This is a genomic window from Leifsonia sp. L25, from assembly GCF_050632895.1.
On the sequence record NZ_JBODRZ010000003.1, the window covers coordinates 2,057,127 to 2,077,093 of the forward strand.

Genomic DNA, 19,967 nt, shown 5'->3' on the forward strand with positions numbered 1-19,967 from the left:
GTCGTCCTCGGCTACCGCTCGACGGCCTCCGCTCCGGTCACCGTGACCCCCGGCTCCGGCGCCGACGACCTGTCGCCGGGCGCGGCCGACCGCGGGCAGCCCTCGACCTTCCAGCCTGGCGAGCACCACGGCGCGTGGCTGCTGACGGTGGATGCCGCGGCCGAGCCGTCGCTGACCTGGACGCTGGGCGGCCGGTCGGTCGCCATCGACGCGACGGCCCCGGCGTGCACGGACGCCACGGCAATCGTGCTCAGCGCACCGGCGACCGCCTCCTCCGGCACCATCGCCGTGTCCGCGACCGTCACCCGGTTCCTGCTCGGGCCGCCAGAGGCAGGGACCGTCGCCTTCGCCGTGGACGGGGAGCCTCCACGAGCGTCGCGGTCGGCGTGGACGGCGTCGCCCGCGCCGACCTGCCCGCCCCGGCCGCCGGCGCGCACACGATCACGGCGACCTTCGGCCCCACCGGCGGGTCCACCCTCCGACCGGCGACGGCCACCGCGCCCCTGACCGTCACGGCGGCCTCGGGCTCCCTCGCTGTCGCGGCCGACAGCGTCGTCTCGGGCAGCACCTCCGTCACCGTCCATGTGACGCGCACGGGCGCCTCCGACCCGGTCACTGTGGACTTCGGGACGGTGGACGGCACGGCACACGCCGGACCCGACTATGTCGCCGCGTCCGGGACGCTCGCCCTCGCCGCCGGCCAGGCCGCCACGACCACGACGGTGAGCCTGCCTGCGCGCGCCCCGGCTCGCCGGCCTCCGTGTTCTTCGTGGTCCTGCAGCGCGCGACGGCGGACGTCAGCGGCGCCGTCGCGATGGTGTCGCTGCCGGCGGTCCCGGCCGCGGCCGTGGCGTCGGTGGCGGCGGGAGGCACGGGCGGCGGGGGCGCGGCCGGGACGGCCTCCGCACTCCCGCAGGGCGACCCCACCGCGCACCTGCCGGTCGCGAGCGCCCCGGTCGGCCAAGACCTCCTGTTCCTCCTCGGCGCCGGGGTGATCGTCGTCGGAGGCATCGCGGGCGTCGTCGGCCTCTTCCGTTCGGTGCGCCCGCGCGACGCGCTGCTCTGACGCGCTGCTCTGACGCGCTGCTCTGGCCCGCTGCTCTGGCCCGCTGCTCCGACGCCCATGACAAACGTCACCCCGGATCCCTGACGGACTCCCTGCGCGGCCCGGCCGCCCTCCCGGCACTCTGAGACGGTGAACACCTCACCAGCTATCCGCCTCAGCGGTCTCCGCAAGACCTTCGGGTCGCTCACCGCCGTCGACGGCGTCGACCTCACCGTGCGCGCTGGGGAGGTCATCGCCCTCCTCGGCCCCAACGGCGCCGGCAAGTCCACCACCATCGACCTCGCGCTGGGACTCGCACGCCCGACCGCCGGCATCGCCGAGCTGTTCGGCGGCGACCCGCGCCACGCGATCCGGGAGGGGAGGGTCGGCGCGATGCTGCAGGGCGGCGCGCTGCTCCCCACCCTCACCGTCGCCGAGTCGGTCGCGCTCGTCGCATCGGCGCACAGGCACCCGCTCAGCGTCGCCGAAGCGTTGCAGCGTGCCCGCTGCACCGAGATCGCCAAGCAGCGCGTCTCCAAGCTGTCCGGCGGGCAGATGCAGCGGGCCCGCTTCGCCGTCGCCGTCGTGTCGAACCCGGACCTGCTGTTCCTGGACGAGCCGACCGCCGCGATGGACGTGGAGGCCCGGCGCACCTTCTGGCTCTCGATGCGGGAGTTCACCGAGCAGGGCCGCACCGTCGTCTTCGCGACCCACTACCTCGACGAGGCGGACGCCTACGCCGACCGGATCGTCATGCTCGCCCGCGGCCGCGTCGTCGCCGACGGCACGCCCGCCGAGGTGAAGGCCGTCGTCTCCGGACGCCGGATCGCCGCCACCGCCGGCTTCGTCTGGACCCCGGCGGTCGCCGCCGAGGTCGGCGCCCTCCCCGGCGTCCGGTCCGTCGATCACCGCAACGGGCGCCTCACGATCGTCAGCGACGACTCCGACGCCACCCTCCGCGCCCTCCTCGCCGCGCACCGCGACCTCCACGACATCGAGGTCACCGCGCACACGATGGACGACGCCTTCCTCGCCCTCACCGAGTCGCCGGACGACGGCCCGCGCGATGCCGCGCCGTCCCGGCCCACGCTGTCCGACCCCGAAGGAGCCCTCCGATGAGCATCGCCTACCTGGGACGCGAGTCCCTGCGCCAGCTCAAGAACATGCGCGCCATGATCTTCACGCTCGCCGTCCCGCTCGTCATGCTGCTGGCCTTCGGCGGCACGTTCGGAGGCCGTGGCCAGGTCGACGCGGTGACCCACCTCCCGTGGATCGTCGTCACGACCATCCAGGTGTCCGCGTACGGCGGCATGATGGCCGCCCTCTCGCAGGCGTTCAACATCGTCACCGAGCGCTCGCTCGGCTGGAACCGCCAGCTCCGGGTCACCCCGCTGACCGGCACCGGCTATCTGGTCTCCAAGCTCGTCGCGGCCCTCGCACTCGCGCTGCTCAGCATCGTCGTCATCGTCACCGTGTCGATCGCGCTCTACCACCCCGACCTCCCCGCGGTGAGCTGGATGCTCGCCTGCCTGGCGATCTGGGGCGGCGTCGTGCCGTTCGCTCTCCTCGGCATCCTGATCGGGCAGTTCGCCAAGCCGGAGTTCGCGCAGCCGCTGTTCATGGCCGTGTTCATGGGGATGGCGGTGCTGGGCGGCCTGTGGGTCCCGCTGCAGATCTTCCCCGCCTGGGTCGCGAACGTCGCGCAGGCCGTGCCGTCGTACTGGCTCAACCGGGTCGGGCAGCTCGGCGCGCTGCAGAGCGGCGACGCCCTCACCCCGGCACTCGTGCTGACCGCGTGGACGCTCGCCCTCGGCGCTCTGATCGTGTGGCGCTACCGGCGTGACGCGGCCCGTGGCTGAGCCGCAGGCGATGGGCCGCGATCGGCCGGGCCGCGGCTGGCTAGGGTAGGGACGTGTTCAGCAGCGAGGTCGAGGAGTACCGTCCCACCGGGGTGCGGGCGCGGCTGACGCACCGCTCCGCCTACCGCTGGTACCCCGGCGCGTTCATCGGCCTGCTGTACCAGATCTCCGTGCTCGTCGGCCTCTGGGCCTCACCCGGCGCCCTGGGCACCAAGGTCGTCGCGACCGCGCTGCTCGCCCTCGTCTATGCGGGTTTCCTCGCCCTCCCGCCGATCCTGTGGTGGGAGGGCGAGCGCTACCGGCTGATCGGCGTGCTGGCGTACTTCGCGCTGACGCTGATCCTCATCCCGTTCATCGGCCTGGACACGCTCTGGACGTGGGTCTACGTCGCCTCCGTCGCGGGGATGTCGATCGCGCGCACCTGGGTCGCGAACACGATCATCGGCGCGCTCGGGGCGGTGCAGGTCATCGTGTTCCTTCTCACGGACACGTTCGCGGACGCCTGGTTCATCGCCCTGATCACGGTCTCCATCGGCATCATGATGAGCGCCTTCGCCCGCCAGATCGACACCCTCCGCCGCCTCCGGAACGCGCAAGGCGAGATCGCCCGGCTCGCCGTGGTGGAGGAGCGGGCCCGGTTCTCGCGCGACATGCACGACGTCCTCGGCCACTCGCTGACGGTGGTGACGGTGAAGTCGGAGCTCGCGCGCCGGCTCATCCCGGTGGACCCGCGTCGCGCGGAGGACGAGCTCGCCGACATCGAACGCCTCACCCGCTCCGCCCTCGCCGACCTGCGCGCCGCCGTCGCCGGCTACCGCGAGATGAGCCTGTCCACGGAGCTCGCCGCCGCCCAGGCCGGGCTCGCCGCCGCCGACATCCAGGCGCACCTGCCGCGCAACGGCGAAGACGCCGTACCGGAGCTGCGCGAGCTGTTCGGCTGGGTGCTGCGGGAGGGCGTGACCAACGTGATCCGCCACTCCGGCTCCCGCAACTGCTGGGTGACGGTGGAGCCGGACGCCCTCCGCATCGAGGACGACGGCCGCGGCCCGGCCCCGTTCGGCGCGGAGCGCCGCGAGCTCGTGCTCGGGTCCGGGATCGCCGGGCTGACCGACCGCGCGCGGGAGTTCGGCGCCGCGGTGACGGTGGAGGCCGGGCCGCGTGGGGGACCCTGCTGACGGTGCGGAGGCTGCGCGCGTGACCCTCCGCTTCAACGCCGCCACGCGGGTCACCGCCCGGCCCGCGATCAGGAGGACCGCCCCGTGACCATCCGCCTGCTGCTCGCCGACGATCAGGCCCTCGTCCGCGGCGCGCTCGCCGCCCTCCTCGACCTCGAGGCCGACCTGGAGGTCGTCGCTCAGGTCGGCCGCGGCGACGAGGTCCTGGGCGCGGCGCGCGCCTCCGCCGCCGACGTCGCCCTCCTCGACGTGGAGATGCCCGGGCTCGACGGCATCCAGGTCGCGGCGCAGCTCGCGCGCGACCTGCCTTCCTGCCGTTCGCTCATCGTGACGACGTTCGGACGCCCCGGCTACCTGCGCCGGGCGATGGAGGCCGGCGCCGCCGGGTTCATCGTGAAGGACACGCCCTCCGGCCAGCTCGCGGACGCCGTACGCCGCGTCGCCTCCGGGCTGCGCGTCGTCGACCCCGCGCTGGCCGCCGAGTCGCTGGCGTCTGGAGCGTCGCCGCTGACCGTGCGGGAGGCCGAGGTGCTCGCGGTGGCAGGCCAGGGCGGCACGATCACGGACATTGCGCGCCGCCTCCACCTCAGCGACGGGACGGTGCGCAACCATCTATCGAGCGCGATCGGCAAGACGGGCGCGCGCAACCGCTCCGAGGCTGTCGCGATCGCGACCCGTCAAGGGTGGCTCTGAGCGCAGGGGCGCGCTCCTGCGTCACCACGACCCGTCGGCGTCGGGTCAGAGCGCCCGCTCGGGTGATCGCGGGCCGGGTGCCGGTGCGCCGCGTCGAGGTTCAGGTGATCGGCGGGATGACGCGGTCAGGCTCAGGCGCGCTTGGGCGTCTCCGACTCGCTGTCCTCGTACTCGTCCTCGTCGGCGTCGTCGTACCCTGGGGTGTCGTCCTCGCCATCCGGGTTGTAGTCGGCCCACGCGTCGTACTGGTGCTCGTCGTCGTGGTGGGAATGTCCGGTGAGCTCACGCTCGAGCGCGTCGTAGTTGACGTTCGGGCTGAACGACTTCAACTGACGAGCGATCTTGGTGTGCTTTGCCTTTTGACGGCCGCGCCCCATGCGTGACCCCCTTTTGGTCCTGCCCGGAGAATGGCACCGGGGATCCAACAGAAACAGTGAAAACTAGCGTCGAGTTTAGCATGGTGGCCCCAATGAACCCCGAGTTCCCGCACAGCGTCGGATGATGGAATGAGCGCGTGATCAGTGGCATGACCGACACCCAGGTGGTGATCGTCGGCGCCGGCCAGGCCGGGCTGGCGGTCGCCTACTACCTGCGCCGGTTCGAGTTGGTCCCCGGCCAGGATTTCGTGATCCTGGACCGCGGTCCGGGCACCGGAGGCGCCTGGCAGCACCGGTGGGACGCGCTGCGTCTCGGAAGCGCCCACCATGTGAACGATCTCCCAGGAATGGCGGAGCTGGGTCTCAGCTTCGAGACGGCGGACCGCGCCCTCCCGGCGAAGGACATCGTCGCCGGCTACTACCGCCGGTACGAGGAGCACTACGGCCTGGAGGTTCAACGGCCGGTGACCGTCTCGCGGGTTTTCGACCGCGGCGCCGACCTCGTCGTCGCGCACGATCGCGGCGAGACGCGCACCCGGGTCGTCGTGAACGCGTCGGGCACGTGGGGCGCGCCGTTCATCCCGTGGTATCCGGGGATGAACGACTTCGCGGGCCGTCACCTGCACACGTCGTCGTACGTGTCGGCGGAGGAGCTCGCCGGGCAGTCGGTCGTGGTGGTCGGCGGCGGCACGAGCGCGATCGGTTTTCTGCTGGAGCTGGAGGGCATCGCCGAGAGCCTGACCTGGGCGACCCGCCGCCCGGTGGACTTCCGCAACGAGTCGGAGCTGACGATCGAGGGCGGCGTGGCGGCCGTCTCCGCCCAGGACGCTGCGGCCCGCGCCGGCCTTGCCCTCCCGAGCATCGTCAGCGGGACCGGCGTCCCGCGCACACGGCGCGTCGCGGCCGGGATCGACCGGGGGCTGCTGGTGGAGCGCGAGATGTTCTCCCGCATCGAGCCGGACCGCGTCGTCTGGGCGGACGGCTCGACGACGAAGGCGGACGCCATCATCTGGGCCACCGGCTTCCGCCCGGAGCTGCGGCACCTCTCGCCGCTGAAGCTGCGCGAGAAGGCCGGAGGCCTCACGGTGGCGTCCGGTGCGTCGTGGGACGACTCGCGGATTTTCCTCGCGGGCTACGGCCCGCAGGCGAGCACGATCGGCGCGAACCGCGCCGGCCGCGTGATCGCGCGCCAGATCATGGCCCAGATCTAGCCGCATCCCTCCGACATTCGTGCCGAATGTTGACCCTGCGCGCGCGAAAGCCGCGATTCGTGCCGAATGTCCAGCTCGCATCCGGCGAAACGCGCACGAAACGCACGGCGGCGAGAATGGACGCATGACTCCACAAGAGCCGAACCTCTTCGCGCCACAAGCGCAGAACCCGGACACACCCCCGCGCATCCCCGTCACCGTCTCCATCACCCGCCGCGTCGACCCCGACCGCCTCCCCGAGGTGACGCATTGGGTCCAGGCGGGTGTCAACCTCGCCAACACCTACGAGGGCTTCCTCGGTTCCGGCTGGGTGCGCGCGAACGCCCACTCGCACGAATGGCACATGCTGTACCGCTTCGCCGACGCCGCGTCGCTGGAGGCGTGGGAGGCGTCCGACGAGCGCGCCGAATGGCTCTACGAGGGCCGCGAGCTGGTCGAGGTGTCCCGCGTGGAGCGCCGCACCGGAATCGAGGGCTGGTTCGACGAGCCGCAGCCCGGAGTCCCGGCCGCCCCGCCGCGCTGGAAGCAGGCCGTCACGATCTGGCTCGGATTCTTCCCGCTCTCGCTCGTCTTCACCTACGTCACGTTCTATCTGGTACCCGGCTGGCACCAGCTCTGGCCGCTCGCGACCGTGCTGATCACGACGCTGCTGCTCACGCCGACGATGACCTACTTCCTCCTCCCGTTCGTCACCCGCGTCCTGCACCCCTGGCTCGTGCGCCGCTGAGCCCAGCCACCCGCCGAGTACGCCGAATATCGCCGTAATCGGCGGTTTTCGTCTGATTTCCTGCGTACTCGCGGGCCGCGCAGGCCCGAGTCGGGGATGTCCCTGAGGTGACCCTGGGATTTGCTCCCGGCGCTTGCGGCGGGGCCACTCGCGATATATCGTGAATACGTCAACATCGCGATATATCGCGAGTCACCGAGGGCTCCGCCGGAGCCCGAACGCACGAACGACGTACGAAACGTACCCACGTACACGACGCAAGGAGCGCGAGAGCATGGCACAGGAGAAGTGGCTCATCCAGCCCGGCGAGAGCCGCACGATCGACGTGGAGCTCGTCCGCTCCCTCAAGGTCGGGCTGCTCGGCGGCCAGATCGACATCATCGGTCACGACGAGCCGGGGGCGCGGGTGGAGGTCCACTCGGTTTCCGGCCGCGACCTCAAGGTCAGCATCGACGGCGACCGCCTCGAAATCGACCACCCGCAGTTGCGGTGGGACAACTTCATCGACGTGTTCAAGTCGATGAGGTCCAGCGCCCGCGCCGACATCAGCGTGCTGGTGCCGCGTGACGTCGCCCTCAAGTTCGGCGTGGTCTCCGCCGGAGCCCTCATCTCGGGCCTGAAGACCGACGCCCGGCTCAGCACGGTCTCCGGCGATGTCGTCATCGACGGCCTCGAAGGCGACCTGGAGCTCAACTCCGTGAGCGGCGAGCTGTCCGCCCGCGGCCACACCGGCCGCATCAGCGCGCACACGGTCTCGGGGGACATCACCGCGACCGGCGCCATCCCGCGCTTCAGCGCCGACGGCGTCTCCGCCGACATCATGGTGGACATCACGGGCACACCCGACGAGGTCCAGATCAACACCGTCTCGGGTGACACGACCATCCGCATCCCGGAGGCGCTCGGCGCCCGCTACCGCGCCAACACCGTCTCCGGCCGGGTCCAGCTCGACAACGTCATGGTCGTCGGATCCGCCGGAAAGGGGTACACGGCGACCACCGGCAGCCTCGACGGCTACTGGGTGGACATCACGGTCAACTCGGTCTCAGGCGCTGTGTCGGTGCTCCGCAGCTCCGCGGCTCAGGAGGAGGCGTCGGCGTGACCCCCGTCTTCGCCCACGGCAGCCTCCGCCTGTACCTGCTGAGCCTCCTGGCGGAGGAGCCGCGCCACGGCTACGAGCTCATCCAGGCGCTGAGCGATCGCTTCGGCGGCACGTACGTGCCGAGCGCCGGCACCATCTACCCCCGGCTGGCGAAGCTGGAGGAGGAGGGGCTGGTCACCAAGACCACCGACGGGCGCAAGACGGTCTACGCAATCACCGACGCCGGCCGCGCCGAGCTCGCGGCCCGCGAGCCCGAACTGGACGCGATCGAGGACGAGGTCACCGATTCCGTCCGCCGGCTCGCCGACGAGGTCCGCGCGGGCGTGAACGACGCCATGCGCACCCTGCGCGCCGAGCTGGCCTCGGCGGCGCGGGAGGCCAAGCGCGACGCGACCCGTGTCGACCCGCGGCAGGAGGCGCGCGAGGCCGGCCGCGACGCTCGGGCGGCGGCAAACGCCGCGGCGCGGGAGGCGGAGGTCGCGATCAACGAGTTCCGCCAGCAGCTCCGCACCGACCTGCGCTCGCAGGCGGCACGCGGCGGCCTCCCGGAGAGCGTCGTGCCCCTTCTCAAGGAGGAGCTGACGCGCGTGCGGCGCGCGATCGTCGAGGCGATCGGCAGCAGCTGAACCGCCCGGTGAGAGCGGGTTTTGAGAACAGTTCCCCAGAAAGTCCCAGCCCACGCTCATCTCACTCCCAGTGAGGCCGATGACGGGCCGACTTCCGCGAGAATCCGCGGAAACGGATGCTCTGCGGGGTGCCGACCCAGTGTTGGCGGAATCGCCTTCCGGCGACGACGCGACGCGCCGATTTGACAGCGTTTTGGCAGCGAGTATTCTCGTCCCTCGTGACAAATGAGGGGAGATCCCCGAAGCGGTGGCTGATCGGAGACCCGCTTCCGAGCGAGAAGCTCGAAGGACAGCTACTCCCGAAGCACCTCGCGCTACCCATCTTCGCGTCCGACGCACTCTCGAGTGTCGCCTACGCTCCGCAGGAACTTCTGATGATCCTGCTGCTCGGCGGTCTGTCGTTCCTGACGTTCGCTCCGTGGGTGGCTGCGGCGGTCGTGGTCCTGATGGTGACGGTGGTGCTGAGCTACCGCCAGCTCGTCAAGGCCTACCCCTCCGGAGGCGGTGACTACGAGGTCGCGCACAAGAACCTCGGTGAGAAGGCCGGCCTGATCGTGGCCTCCGCCCTCTTGGTCGACTACGTGCTGACCGTCGCGGTGTCGGTCGCGTCCGGCGTGGACAACGTCATCTCCGCGCTGCCGTTCCTCGCGTCGTGGCGGGTGGGGCTCGCGGTGCTCTGCGTCATCATCCTCGCCGCGGTCAACCTCCGCGGGGTGCGGGAGTCGAGCAAGGCGTTCGCGCTCCCCACCTACATCTTCATCGGCAGCATCTTCGTGATGGTCGTCACGGCGCTGGTCCGCACCGTGCTCGGCCACGCGCCTGTCGCCGAGTCGGCCGCTTACACCGTGCACACGAGCAGCGTCACGCAGGCCGCGATGGTGCTGCTGCTGCTGCGCGCGTTCTCCAGCGGCTGTTCCGCTCTGACCGGTGTGGAGGCCGTCGCCAACGGCGTCCCGGCGTTCCGCACGCCCAAGATCCGCAACGCCCGCACCACGCTGGCGATGATGGGCGGTATCGCGATCGTCCTGTTCGCCGGTCTCACCGCCACGGCCCTGATCAGCGGCGTGCACTACGCAGAGAACCCCTGCGACCTCCAGGGTTGGGCGCAGTGCGCGACCTCCCCGCAGCGCTCGCTCATCGCGCAGATCGCCGCGGCGACGTTCGGCAACAACACCTTCTTCTTCTTCATCGTGCAGGCCGCCACCGCCGTCGTGCTGCTGCTCGCCGCGAACACCGCGTTCAACGGCTTCCCGCTGCTCGGCTCGGTGCTCGCCCGCGACTCCTACGCCCCGAAGGCGCTCAACACCCGCGGCGACCGCCTCGTCTACTCGAACGGCATGATCCTGCTGGCGCTCGCCGCGACGGTCCTGCTGCTCGTCTACCAGGCGAACCTGACCCAGCTCATCCAGCTCTACATCATCGGTGTGTTCGTCTCGTTCACCCTCGGCCAGTCCGGGATGGTGAAGCACTGGGTCACGCTGCTGCGCGGCAGCGGCACTGACGGCAACGCGGTGATCGGCGCGCGCGAGCGGAGCAGCATCGTGCGGTCGCTCTGCATCAACGCGTTCGGCGCGACGCTGACCTTCGTCGTGCTCATCGTCGTCACGATCACGAAGTTCACTCACGGGGCGTACCTCGTGTTCATCTTCATGCCGATCCTCTGGTTCCTGATGCTCGGAGTGAACCGGTACTACCGGGATGTCGAGAAGGAGGTCGAGGTCGACCCGGTCACGACCTTCGGCAGCGTCGGCGACCACGCGGTCGTCCTCATCGGCAAGATGCAGAAGCCGGCCCTCAAGGCGCTGGACTACGCGATCGCCGCCCGCCACGACTCGATCGAGGCCGTGCACGTCTCCATCGAGGAGGAGGCGACCCAGAAGCTGCAGCGGCAGTGGATCGAGCAGAACATCCACGTCCCGCTGACGATCATCGAGTCGCCGTACCGCGAGTTCGGCGTGCCGCTGATCAAGTACCTCAAGCACCGCCGCGAGGAGCACGGCTCCGAGGTCGTGACCGTGTACCTGCCGCAGTACATCGTCGGCCACTGGTGGGAGTCGCTGCTGCACAACCACCGCGCCCGCCGGCTGAGCAAGCAGCTCATGCTGTGCCACGGCGTCACCGTGGCGCTCGTGCCGTGGCTGCTCGACTCGTCGTCGCTGATCTACGGCCGCCGCTCGCGCCCGCTGCCGGGCCAGGACCGCCGTGGCGAGCCGGTGCGCCCGGTCGCGCGGCGCCCGCTGACGCCGGCCTCGGCCGCGCGTGCGCGGATCCACATCCACCCGACGCCCATCACGCTCGGGCAGCAGAGCGAATTCGCGGCGCCGGGCGAGCTGGCGGTGCCGCCGGTGGGTGCCGAGGATCGGACGTCGCAGGGCTCGGACGAGCAGCAGACCGTGCCGGCCCGGGCGAAGCGGTAGCGCGCGCCTACAACCGCAGCGCCGGCCCGTGTCCCGGCAGCACCCAGCGGGCGTCGCACAGGCTGAGCCGCCGCGCGCTCGCCTCCGCTCCGTCGACGTCGTGGTGGAAGAACGTCGGTAGCTGTTGCAGCTCCCCCTCGGCGGCGAGCAGGGCGTGCCCGGTCACGATCGCATCGCCCGTGATCAGAACCTCGGCGTCCGGTTCGAAGAAGCAGACGTGGCCCGTCGTGTGGCCGGGCGTGGGCACCACCTCCAGGCGGTGCCCGGTCGACAGCTCGAGCACGTCGGCGGCGATCGCCTGCGCGGACGGGACGCCGACGTCGCCGAGGCCGCCCGCACGGATGGCCGACACCGCCCAGGGGATGGTGCCGCGGCGGAGCGCGACCGGCATCAGGTCGGCGACGGTGACCTGCTCGGTGATCTCGCGACGGACGTTCGGCAGCTCGCTCGCGGTGGCCAGCACCTCCACGCCGAAGCGCTCGCTGTAGTCGCGCGCCGGTCCCAGGTGGTCGGAGTGTCCGTGCGTCACGATGATGCGGGTGAGCGCGGAGACATCGAGCCCGGTCGAGCGGATCGACTTCTCGACCAGGGGGCGGTCGGCCGGATAGCCGCAGTCCACCAGCTCGACGTGTCCCCGGCCGTGGAAGACCGTCCAGTTGGAGGCGGGGCCCTCGACGAAGAGGATGCCCGGAGCGACGGCAGTCAGCGAACGGAGATCACGCACAAGCACGACAGTATCGCGCCGGCACTTGACCTTGACGTAACGTCAACCTCTACCGTGGTCTTTCAGCACCCCACGAGAGGAGACGGACATGGTGGAGACGACCGTGGACTGGAGCATCCAGGACATCGCGCGCATCGCCGGGACGACGAGCAGGACGCTGCGTCACTACGACGAGCTCGGCCTGCTTCCGCCGAGCCGGATCGCCGCGAACGGCTACCGTCACTACGACCGCGACTCCCTCGTGCGGCTGCAGCGCATCCTCCTGCTGCGGGACCTCGGGCTCGGCCTCCCGGCCATCGCACGCGTGCTCGACAGCAGGCAGGATGCGGTCCCCGCCCTGCGCGACCACCTGACGTGGCTACGCAGCGAGCGGGAACGGCTGGCGCGGCAGATCGCGTCGGTCGAGTCGACGATCCACGCTGTGGAGGAAGGAGGGGAGATCGTGGCTGAGGAGATGTTCGACGGCTTCGACCACACCCAGTACAAGGAGGAGGTCGAGGAGCGCTGGGGGAAGGACGCGTACGCCGCCTCGGACCGGTGGTGGCGCGGCATGACCGCCGAGGAGCGCGCCGGCTGGCAGCAGCGGCAGAAGGCGCTCGCCGCCGACTGGACGGCCGCCGCCGCGCGCGGGGTGGACCCGGCGTCGGAGGAGGCGCAGACGCTCGCCCGCCGGCACGCCGAGTGGCTGGCCGACATCCCCGGCACGCCCGGCTACGGCACGGGCGCCCCGCCGGCCGCGTACCTGACCGGACTCGGCGACATGTACGTCGCCGACCCGCGCTTCGCCGCCGACTACGGCGGAACCGAGGGCGCCGCCTTCGTCCGCGACGCCCTCCGCCTCTACGCCGCCTCCCTGTCCTGAGCAGTCGCTTCCTCACTTTCTCCCGCAAAACGCCGGGCGCGAGCGGGAGAAAGTGAGGAACTGATGGCTGCTCGGCTGGGCTAGGCGCGGCGGGGGTGGGTGCGACGGGCGCGGCCGGTGAGGCGGTCGTCGAGCCAGTGCGCCTCGATGAGGCGGGAGGGGCGGCGCGGGGCCGCGGGTTCGGCGGGGCCACGGTCGGGCTGCGGGCCGCGCACCAGCGGGGAGGCGGCGCGGTCGATCGCGCGCGAGCGGGTCGCCGCGTCGGACTCGAGCAGGATGCCGTCTCGCACGTCGAAACGGACGGCATCCCGCTCGTCCGCACCCTCCGCGCGGAGGCCGAGGCCCTGCTCCGCCGTGCCTTCGAGCTCGCCCTCCAGCTCGGCGTCCGCGGGTGCGGGCTCCGGCATCCGGATCGCGAAGAACGGGAGGGTGAGACTGCACAGCGGCCCGACCAGCAGCGCGAACGCGAGCGTCCCCACGCCGACGTTGCCGCCGAGGAACCAGCCGATGATGAGCACCGTGACCTCGATCGCGGTCCGCACCGCCCAGATCGGCCGGCCGGTGCGGGCGTGGAGGCCGGTCATCAGCCCGTCGCGCGGCCCGGGCCCCAGCTTCGGCCCGATGTAGAGGCCGGTGGCGACCGCGAGCAGCAGGAGGCCGGCGGCGAAAGCCAGCACCTGCGCCCAGAGCACCGTCAGCTGCGGGATGATCCAGAGCCCGAGCTGCGCGCTCGGGCCGACCAGGAGGACGTTGAGCACGGTCCCGAGCCCGGGCCGCTGCCGCAGCGGGATCCAGAAGGCCAGCACCACGAGGCCGACCAGGTTGGTCACGAGCCCGAACGGGATGCCCGTCTTGTATGACACCCCCTGCGCCAGCACGTCCCACGGCGAGACGCCGATCCCGGCGCGCACCATCAACGCGATGGCGATGCCGTACAGGAACAGCCCGACCAGGAGCTGAGCCAGGCGCCGGGTGAGAAGGAAGCGGGACATGCTGATAATCCAATCGCTCGATTGGCCTTACATCAAGATGCCAATCCGGATAAAGTGGCCCGCATGCCCGACGCTCAACTCACCGCCCGCTCCCTCGAGTCGCTGCTCGGCGACTGGCGCGGCGCGGCCCCCGGCTACCAGTCGCTCGCCGACCGCGTCCGCCTGCTGGTGCTGGACGGCCGCATCCCGATCGGGACGCGCCTCCCCGCCGAGCGGGACCTCGCCGGCCGGCTCGACCTGAGCCGCACCACGGTCAGCGCGGCCTACCGGCACCTCCGGGAGGGCGGCTTCCTCGACAGCGTGCGCGGCTCCGGCAGCGTCGCGCGCCTCCCCGGACCGGCGCTCGCCCTCCCGATCGCCGGCGGCGAGGGGATGCTCGACTTCACCAAGGCCGCCCTGCCCGCCGCGGCCTCCTCCCGGCCGCCGCACGCGCCGCCGCCGAAGAGCTGCCGCACTTCCTCCCGGACTCCGGCTACGACCCGGTCGGCCTCCCGCACCTCCGCCAGGCGATCGCCGACCGCTATGCCGAGCGCGGCCTCCCGACGACGGCGGACCAGGTGCTCGTCACGGTCGGCGCGCAGCAGGCCATCGCGCTCATCGCCCGCACCTTCCTGTCGCGCGGCGACCGTGCGCTGGTGGAGATGCCCACCTACCCGCACGCGACCGAGGCGCTCCGGCTGGCCGGCGCGCGGCTCCTGCCGATCACGGTCACGCCCCCGGAGGACGCGCCGCTCGCGCTCGCACCGGACGGCAGCGCACCCGCCGAGGAGGACGGCTGGGACGCCGACGCCGCAGAGCAGGCGATCCGGCGGGCGAGCCCGGCGCTGGCCTACCTGATCCCGGACTTCCACAACCCCACGGGGGCCTCCATGTCGCCAGCCACCCGCGAGCGCATCCTCGCCGCCGCGGCCGCGCACGGGACCATCGTGGTCGGCGACGAGACGACGGCCGACCTCGACATCGACCGGGTGGGCGAGTTCCTGCCGCTGCCGCGCTACGCCCATCGCAAGGCCGGCGATCCGCCCGTGCTGCTCATCGGCTCGGCCTCCAAGAGCCTGTGGGGCGGCCTCCGGATCGGCTGGATCCGCGCCGAGCGCCCTCTGATCCAGCGGCTGATCGCGGCCAAGCCGTCGACCGACCTCGGCACACCCATGATCGAGCAGCTCGTCGTCGCCCGGATGCTGCCGCAGACCCTCGAGATCCGCGAAGAGCGGCGCGTGCAGCTCGCCGCGGGGCGGGAGACCGTGCGCCGGCTGGCGGCGGAGGTCTTCCCCGAGTGGCGCATCCCCCGACTGCACGGTGGCCTCGCCGCGTGGATCGGGATCGGCGCGCCGGTCAGCTCGGCGCTCGCGCTCGCCGCCCGCAACCACGGCCTCCTCATCGCCGCCGGTCCGCGGTTCGGGCTCGACGGCGCCTTCGAGCGGTTCCTGCGCGTGCCGATCACGTACAGCGAGGAGGAGACGCGGCGTGCGTTCACGGCGCTGGAGCGGGCCTGGGCGGTCGCCTCGGTCGAGCCGGCGCCTTACTACGACGCGGCGGCGCTCCCCAACGTGGTGTGACACTCCTCCGCCGATAGGGCCTCCACTGGTACGGCTCCGCGCCGGGAGACGTCGTACCTGGGGATGAGGAAGTTGCACAGCCTGCAATGAGATACTTTGGCAGCGCCGCCGCCGTCGCGTGCCAAGCACTCACATTCGCCAAGGGGACCCTCCGTGCACTATCTCGCCGTTCTCAGCATGAAGAACCGCGCCCTGATCGCGCTCATCACGATCGTGGCCGCCCTCTTCGGCGGGTACGCGCTCACCAGCCTGAAGCAGGAGCTGGCGCCGTCGATCACGTTCCCGCAGCTCGTCGTGCTCTCCAGCTACCCCGGCGCGTCCCCCGAGGTCGTCAACCACGACGTCAGCACCCCGGTGGAGGCCGCCATCCAGGGCGTGCCCGACCTCGACTCCACGTCGGCGGTCAGCAGCACGAACCAATCGATCATCACGGCGAAGTTCACGTACGGCACCGACCTCGCGACGGCCGAGCAGAAGATCGACCAGGCGATCAACCGGATCAAGTCGACGCTGCCGTCCGGTGTGAACCCGCAAGTGCTCTCCGGCTCGATCGACGACCTCCCGGTCATCCAGCTCGCCGTGAGCAGCGACACCGACCAGCGGACCCTCGGCGACGACATCACCAAGCTCGCGCTGCCCGACATCAAGGCGGTCACCGGCGTCAACGACGCCCAGCTCGTCGGCGAGGTCGGCCAGCGCATCACCATCACGCCGGACGCGGCCAAGCTCGCGGCGGCCGGCCTCAGCGCGTCGGCGATCAAGGACGCCCTCCAGCAGAACGGCGTGCTGCTGCCCGGCGGGTCGATCACCCAGAACGGCCAGACGCTCACCATCCAGTCGGGGGCGCAGTTGACGTCGGTGGCGGACATCTCGGGGCTGCCGCTGATCAAGCAAAGCACGGGCGCGAGCGGGGCCGCGGGGGCGACCGGCGGGACGGGGGCGACCGGCGGAACGGGCGCGACCGGGGGAACAGGCGGGACCTCCGGAGGGGTGCCGCCGGAGGCGCGGCCTCCAGCCAGTCGGCGGCCGCGGCCGCAGCCGCCGCGGCGAACGCCACGCCGAAGACCATCGGCGACGTCGCCACGGTCGCCCAGACCGACGACCCGACCACCTCGCTCTCCCGCGTCAACGGCAAGCCCGCGCTCACCATCGCCGTGACCAAGCTCCCGTCCGCGAACACCGTCGCCGTGTCGCACGCGGTGTCCGCGCTCGTCCCGGGCCTGGAGACCAAGCTCGGCCACAACGCCACGATCACCGTCGTGTTCGATCAGGCTCCGTTCATCACCCAGTCGATCAACTCGCTCGCCGAGGAGGGCCTGCTCGGCCTCGCGATGGCGGTCATCGTCATCCTGGTCTTCCTGTTGTCGGTGCGTTCCACGCTCGTGACCGTGGTCTCCATCCCGACCAGCGTGCTCATCACCTTCATCGTGATGTGGGCGAGCGGCTACACGCTCAACATCATCACGCTCGGCGCGCTCACGATCGCGATCGGCCGCGTCGTGGACGACTCGATCGTCGTCATCGAGAACATCAAACGGCAGCTCGTGCCCGGTGTGGACCGGGCCGTCACGATCATCCGCGCGGTGCGGGAGGTCGGCGGCGCGATCACGGCGTCCACGATCACGACGGTGGCGGTGTTCCTGCCGCTGGCGTTCGTCGGCGACGTCACGGGCGAGCTGTTCCGGCCGTTCGCGCTGACGGTCACCATCGCGCTGCTCTCGTCACTGCTGGTCGCGCTGACGATCGTGCCGGTGCTGGCCTACTGGTTCCTGCGCGCGCCGAAGGCCCGCACGAAGGAGGGCGGCGAGTTCGACGACGAGGCTGCGCACCTCTCGGTCGCGGAGGCCACGGCCTCCGGCCACGACGAGCTGGAGCACGCGTCGCGCCTGCAGCGCGGCTACCTCCCGATCATCCGCTGGACGCTGAAGCACTCCGTGCTGACCGTCGTCGCCGCGGTGATCGTGCTCATCCTGACCTTCTTCTCGGTCCCGCTCCTCAAGACCAACTTCCTCGGGTCGAGCGGCCAGAACTCGCTGACCGTGTCGCAGACGCTCCAGCCGGGCGCGAGCCTCCAGGCGAAGGACGACGCCGCTCGCACGGTGGAGGACAAGCTCCTGCACATCGACGGCGTGAAGACCGTCCAGGTCTCGATCGGCTCCAGTGGCTCGTCGCTGCGCGACGCCTTCACCGGCGGCGGCGGCGCGACCACGTTCTCGGTCACCACCGATCCGAACGCCGATCAGGACAAGCTCCAGACGACCATCCAGAACGACATGGCGTCGATCTCCGGCGCCGGCGACATCACCGTCTCCGCGTCGAGCGGTTTCGGCGGCTCCACCGACATCCAGGTGGACATCAGCGCGAGCTCGAACGCCGACCTCCAGAAGGCCACCGACTCGGTCGTCGCCGAGCTGAAGAAGCAGCAGTCGCTCAAGCAGGTCACCGACAACCTGAGCGCGTCGCTGCCGTACGTCTCCGTGAGCGTGGATCGCACGAAGGCCGCCCAGGCCGGCCTCAGCGAGGTCGCGGTCGGCACGCTGGTCTCGCAGGCGATGCAGCCGACCCAGATCGGATCGGTCGCGATCGAGAACTCGACGCTGAACATCTACCTGCAGAGCGACAACCCGCCGACCACGGTCGCCGGCCTGTCCGACCTGCCGATCCCGACGGTCAAGGGTGTCGTGCCCCTGAGCTCCGTGGCGACCGTCGCCGAGGCCAAGGGCCCGTCGACCGTGACGACCGAGCGCGGGCTGCGGACCTCCACGGTCACGGCGACGCCGGCCACCGACAACCTGACGACCGCCAACGCGGAGGTCACCAAAGCGCTCACGGACGCCCACCTCCCGGCGGGCGCGACGGCGAAGATCGGCGGTGTCTCGTCCAGCCAGTCGAGCGCGTTCGGTCAGCTCGGGCTCGCGTTGCTGGCGGCCATCCTGATCGTCTACATCGTCATGGTGGCGACGTTCCGCTCGCTGCTTCAGCCGCTGCTGCTGCTGGTCTCGGTGCCGTTCGCGGCGACCGGGGCCATCCTGCTCCAGCTCGCCTCGGGCATCCCGCTCGGCGTCGCCTCGCTCATCGGTGTGCTGATGCTGATCGGCATCGTGGTGACCAACGCGATCGTGCTCATCGACCTCGTCAACCAGTACCGCGCCCGTGGGCTGACGGTGAGCGACGCGGTCGTGCACGGCGCCTCCCGCCGGCTGCGCCCCATCCTGATGACCGCGCTCGCCACCATCGCCGCGCTGACCCCGATGGCGCTCGGCGTCACCGGGCATGGCGGTTTCATCTCGCAGCCGCTCGCGATCGTGGTGATCGGCGGCCTGATCTCCTCCACCGTGCTGACCCTGGTGGTGCTGCCGACGCTGTACAACCTCGTGATGGGGGCGCGCGAGCGCCGCATCGCGCGAAGGGCTGCGAAGGGCGGCGGCGCGGCCGGCGCCGGTGAACCCGGTACGCCCCCCGGCGGTTCCGCGCCCGACGGCACGTCTCCGGAGCCACCGGTGTTCACGACTCCCGCGGGCGGCCGCCAGCTCTGACATCCCCCTGCCGCAGGGCACGTCAACGCCCCTGAAACCGCGTGCTAGGGCCATTGGCGCGCCCCTCGGCGTCGCGGGGTTGGGAAAGTGTCCGGGATTCCAGACAGGGGAGACGGGCGCCGGGGCGTCGGCGCGGGCAGGCATTGCTAGCGTCGCGGTATGAGCCTCTCCGTCGATCCCCTCTGGCCCCGTGCCGGTTCCTGGCCGTCGCTCGCCGACCTCCCGGACGACCAGGTCGACCTGGCGCTGATCGGCCTCCCGACCTGGCGGACATCGCTGTCGCCGACGGGGGCGCACGCGACGCCGGGCGCCGTGCGGGAAGCGCTCCAGCGGTACTCGCTGCACGCACCAGAGCTGGCGGTCGAGGCACTGCGGTTCGCCGACGCCGGCGACGTGGTGGAGCCCGACGGCCCCGAGGGCGAGCGCCGGGCGATCGGCGCCGTGCGGGAGGCCGTCTCGCGCTCGCGTCTGACCGTCGCGGTCGGCGGCGACAACTCCCTCACCGTCCCGGCTTCGCTCGGCGCCTGGGGCGACGAGGTGTCGACCGCCGGGCTCGTGACGCTCGACGCCCACCACGACCTGCGCGACGGCGTCTCCAACGGCTCGCCGGTGCGTCGCCTGGTGGAGGCCGGCCTCGCCGGGCGCCGGATCGTCCAGATCGGCATCGCCGACTTCGCCAACTCGGCCGCGTACGCGTTGCGGGCGCTGGAGTACGGCATCACCGTCATCCCGCGCGACGACCTCCACCACCGCCCGATCGACGACGTGATGGCCGAGGCGCTGGAGGTCGCCGGCGCTGCGGGAGGCCCCGTCCACGTCGACCTGGACGTGGACGTGTGCGACCGATCCGTCGCCCCCGGTTGCCCGGCCTCGGTGCCGGGCGGGCTCGCGGCCTGGGAGCTGCGGCGGTTCGCGCGGCTCGCGGGTGCGGACTCCCGTGTCCGCTCGATCGACATCGCGGAGGTCGACGCGACCGCGGACACCCCCGACCAGCGCACGGTCCGCCTCGCGGCGCTGCTGGTGCTGGAGGCGGCGGCGGGGCTGGCGTCACGCTGACTCGGC

At 71.5% G+C, this 19,967-nt stretch carries 18 protein-coding genes and 3 pseudogenes; 16 read left to right on the forward strand and 5 right to left on the reverse strand.

Annotated elements, in window-relative coordinates:
* Nucleotides 1-11: 11 nt before the first annotated feature.
* The gene (locus tag ACRAWC_RS14325) at nucleotides 12-305 is read right to left on the reverse strand and encodes a hypothetical protein (RefSeq protein WP_431348329.1); all 294 of its coding nucleotides are present in this window, start codon (nucleotides 303-305) and stop codon (nucleotides 12-14) included.
* A 198-nt stretch (nucleotides 306-503) separates the two neighbouring features.
* Here ACRAWC_RS14325 and ACRAWC_RS14330 point away from each other — a divergent pair.
* The 6 genes and pseudogenes from ACRAWC_RS14330 to ACRAWC_RS14355 all read left to right on the forward strand — a co-directional run.
* Nucleotides 504-719 (forward strand): annotated as a pseudogene (locus ACRAWC_RS14330) (Calx-beta domain-containing protein); the annotation flags it as partial.
* Nucleotides 720-760: 41 nt separating this feature from the next.
* Complete coding sequence (locus ACRAWC_RS14335; protein WP_431349501.1) at nucleotides 761-1,066, forward strand: hypothetical protein; 306 nt, start codon at nucleotides 761-763, stop codon at nucleotides 1,064-1,066.
* Between the two features lie 129 nt (nucleotides 1,067-1,195).
* A complete protein-coding gene (locus tag ACRAWC_RS14340) occupies nucleotides 1,196-2,164 on the forward strand; it encodes an ABC transporter ATP-binding protein (RefSeq protein ID WP_431348330.1) in 969 nt (322 codons plus the stop codon).
* Nucleotides 2,161-2,904, forward strand: a complete 744-nt coding sequence (locus ACRAWC_RS14345; RefSeq protein ID WP_431348331.1) for an ABC transporter permease — start codon at nucleotides 2,161-2,163, stop codon at nucleotides 2,902-2,904. The genes ACRAWC_RS14340 and ACRAWC_RS14345 overlap by 4 nt, the downstream gene beginning before the upstream one ends.
* Before the next feature lie 53 nt (nucleotides 2,905-2,957).
* Nucleotides 2,958-4,079: a sensor histidine kinase gene (locus ACRAWC_RS14350; RefSeq protein WP_431348332.1), complete on the forward strand. Its 1,122-nt coding sequence runs from the start codon at nucleotides 2,958-2,960 to the stop codon at nucleotides 4,077-4,079.
* An 84-nt stretch (nucleotides 4,080-4,163) separates the two neighbouring features.
* Entirely contained in the window at nucleotides 4,164-4,772 is a 609-nt protein-coding gene (locus tag ACRAWC_RS14355) for a response regulator (RefSeq protein ID WP_431348333.1), read from the forward strand.
* A 131-nt stretch (nucleotides 4,773-4,903) separates the two neighbouring features.
* On the opposite strand, the gene ACRAWC_RS14360 is transcribed toward ACRAWC_RS14355, so the two are convergent.
* Nucleotides 4,904-5,149, reverse strand: a complete 246-nt coding sequence (locus tag ACRAWC_RS14360) for a DUF3073 domain-containing protein (RefSeq protein WP_431348334.1) — start codon at nucleotides 5,147-5,149, stop codon at nucleotides 4,904-4,906.
* A gap of 149 nt (nucleotides 5,150-5,298) precedes the next feature.
* On the opposite strand from ACRAWC_RS14360, the gene ACRAWC_RS14365 reads away from it, so the two are divergent.
* From ACRAWC_RS14365 to ACRAWC_RS14385, 5 genes are all read left to right on the forward strand, one after another.
* Nucleotides 5,299-6,360 carry an NAD(P)-binding domain-containing protein gene (locus ACRAWC_RS14365; protein WP_431348335.1) on the forward strand — a complete coding sequence of 354 codons (1,062 nt, stop codon included), beginning with the start codon at nucleotides 5,299-5,301 and terminating at the stop codon, nucleotides 6,358-6,360.
* A gap of 124 nt (nucleotides 6,361-6,484) precedes the next feature.
* Nucleotides 6,485-7,087 carry an antibiotic biosynthesis monooxygenase gene (locus tag ACRAWC_RS14370; protein WP_431348336.1) on the forward strand — a complete coding sequence of 201 codons (603 nt, stop codon included), beginning with the start codon at nucleotides 6,485-6,487 and terminating at the stop codon, nucleotides 7,085-7,087.
* A 274-nt stretch (nucleotides 7,088-7,361) separates the two neighbouring features.
* Entirely contained in the window at nucleotides 7,362-8,189 is an 828-nt protein-coding gene (locus ACRAWC_RS14375) for a DUF4097 family beta strand repeat-containing protein (protein ID WP_431348337.1), read from the forward strand.
* Nucleotides 8,186-8,815 (forward strand): PadR family transcriptional regulator, encoded by a 630-nt coding sequence (locus ACRAWC_RS14380; RefSeq protein ID WP_431348338.1) that lies wholly within the window; start codon nucleotides 8,186-8,188, stop codon nucleotides 8,813-8,815. Before ACRAWC_RS14375 ends, ACRAWC_RS14380 begins: the two co-directional genes overlap by 4 nt.
* Nucleotides 8,816-9,066: 251 nt before the next feature.
* Nucleotides 9,067-11,232 (forward strand): APC family permease, encoded by a 2,166-nt coding sequence (locus ACRAWC_RS14385; RefSeq protein WP_431349449.1) that lies wholly within the window; start codon nucleotides 9,067-9,069, stop codon nucleotides 11,230-11,232.
* Between the two features lie 7 nt (nucleotides 11,233-11,239).
* Here ACRAWC_RS14385 and ACRAWC_RS14390 read toward each other — a convergent pair whose 3' ends face one another.
* Nucleotides 11,240-11,956 carry an MBL fold metallo-hydrolase gene (locus ACRAWC_RS14390; protein WP_431348339.1) on the reverse strand — a complete coding sequence of 239 codons (717 nt, stop codon included), beginning with the start codon at nucleotides 11,954-11,956 and terminating at the stop codon, nucleotides 11,240-11,242.
* Between the two features lie 103 nt (nucleotides 11,957-12,059).
* Here ACRAWC_RS14390 and ACRAWC_RS14395 point away from each other — a divergent pair, with 103 nt between their 5' ends.
* Entirely contained in the window at nucleotides 12,060-12,818 is a 759-nt protein-coding gene (locus ACRAWC_RS14395) for a MerR family transcriptional regulator (RefSeq protein ID WP_431349450.1), read from the forward strand.
* A gap of 80 nt (nucleotides 12,819-12,898) precedes the next feature.
* On the opposite strand, the gene ACRAWC_RS14400 is transcribed toward ACRAWC_RS14395, so the two are convergent.
* Nucleotides 12,899-13,810, reverse strand: coding sequence for a YczE/YyaS/YitT family protein (locus tag ACRAWC_RS14400; protein ID WP_431348340.1), 912 nt, complete (start codon nucleotides 13,808-13,810; stop codon nucleotides 12,899-12,901).
* Nucleotides 13,811-13,873: 63 nt separating this feature from the next.
* On the opposite strand from ACRAWC_RS14400, the pseudogene ACRAWC_RS14405 reads away from it, so the two are divergent.
* Nucleotides 13,874-14,068 (forward strand): annotated as a pseudogene (locus ACRAWC_RS14405) (GntR family transcriptional regulator); the annotation flags it as partial.
* Between the two features lie 5 nt (nucleotides 14,069-14,073).
* Here ACRAWC_RS14405 and ACRAWC_RS14410 read toward each other — a convergent pair.
* Nucleotides 14,074-14,307, reverse strand: coding sequence for a hypothetical protein (locus ACRAWC_RS14410; protein WP_431349502.1), 234 nt, complete (start codon nucleotides 14,305-14,307; stop codon nucleotides 14,074-14,076).
* Between ACRAWC_RS14410 and ACRAWC_RS14415 the strand changes: the two genes are divergently transcribed.
* From ACRAWC_RS14415 to ACRAWC_RS14425, 3 genes and pseudogenes are all read left to right on the forward strand, one after another.
* A complete protein-coding gene (locus ACRAWC_RS14415) occupies nucleotides 14,257-15,369 on the forward strand; it encodes a PLP-dependent aminotransferase family protein (RefSeq protein ID WP_431349451.1) in 1,113 nt (370 codons plus the stop codon). The genes ACRAWC_RS14410 and ACRAWC_RS14415 overlap by 51 nt on opposite strands.
* 153 nt (nucleotides 15,370-15,522) lie before the next feature.
* Nucleotides 15,523-18,905, forward strand: a pseudogene (locus ACRAWC_RS14420) (efflux RND transporter permease subunit).
* A gap of 159 nt (nucleotides 18,906-19,064) precedes the next feature.
* Nucleotides 19,065-19,961 carry an arginase family protein gene (locus tag ACRAWC_RS14425; RefSeq protein ID WP_431348341.1) on the forward strand — a complete coding sequence of 299 codons (897 nt, stop codon included), beginning with the start codon at nucleotides 19,065-19,067 and terminating at the stop codon, nucleotides 19,959-19,961.
* Nucleotides 19,962-19,967 lie beyond the last annotated feature (6 nt).